The organism is Vibrio sp. 10N.222.52.C12, from assembly GCF_041474215.1.
Taxonomy (GTDB): Bacteria; Pseudomonadota; Gammaproteobacteria; order Enterobacterales; family Vibrionaceae; genus Vibrio; species Vibrio crassostreae_C.
Genome location: NZ_JBFRTR010000076.1, coordinates 12,272 through 13,164, shown reverse-complemented (window position 1 = coordinate 13,164; position 893 = coordinate 12,272). Strand labels below are relative to the sequence as shown.

General features: G+C 41.1%; 1 protein-coding gene. It reads right to left on the bottom strand.

What is annotated here, in order from left to right; genetic code table 11:
• Positions 1–115: 115 nt before the first annotated feature.
• A partial coding sequence (locus AB4623_RS14475) for an inosine/guanosine kinase (RefSeq protein WP_372146717.1) occupies positions 116–893 on the bottom strand: 778 nt, incomplete at its 5' end.

Genomic DNA, 893 nt, shown 5'->3' with positions numbered 1-893 from the left:
CGACTTCAATATATACAGAAACAAAAAAGGCTCCTTTCGGAGCCTTTTTTATATTTGTACTATCAGTATTAGAAACCAACTGATACTGATAGTACTACTGATTAAAGAAAGTAACTTATCTTTCCCAGTACGCTTCTTCTAGGCTATCTTCTCTTTCAGGAAGGCCACGAGATAAACGTGGAGAGTGTTGAACCAACACTTCATAGCTAGCACGGTTAGAATATTTACAAACTTGTGAGAACGAAGAGTACGTCAAGAATGAATGTTGGTGTTTACTTGAGTTTGGCACGTTTTCTTTGTGGTACTTATTAGCAGCCATATCATGTAATAAAGCTGATAACGCAGCATCACCTGCACCATTGGTATTTTTGATCTTTTCTGGTCCACCCATGTATGGCGCAATGTGCGAATACACTTTAGTTGGGTTTTCACATAAATCTTTATGCGCAGGACGGCTAAATTCAAAACGGTTGAATTCCGCAATTGAACCTGGAAGTAAAGGCAGTGACGTTTCACGCTTAGCTGCATCTTCTGTATAACCAGCCATAAATAGGCCAACAGGTCCCGCAGTACATAGAACAAGGTCTACCCAGTCTAGCGCTTTATCTGATGCAGCCAGTGGATCGCTTTCACCCGTTAACGCTTCAGCTTCGTCTTCATTCATTGCAACAACCGTTACGTGTTGCTCAAGGAAATCTTTCCAGAATTCTGGATCATCTTGAATAACGAACTTAGTACCTAGTGTAAGAACGACTGGCACATCGTATTTCTTCGCGTATTCGATCGCTTTCATTGTTGCTTCAGGCATCGGGTCGCCTGGCTTACAGCGAACTAAATAAGCCGTTAAAACTAAAGCAGAAGCACTTTTGAAGATTTTTTCAGGAATGCTTTCT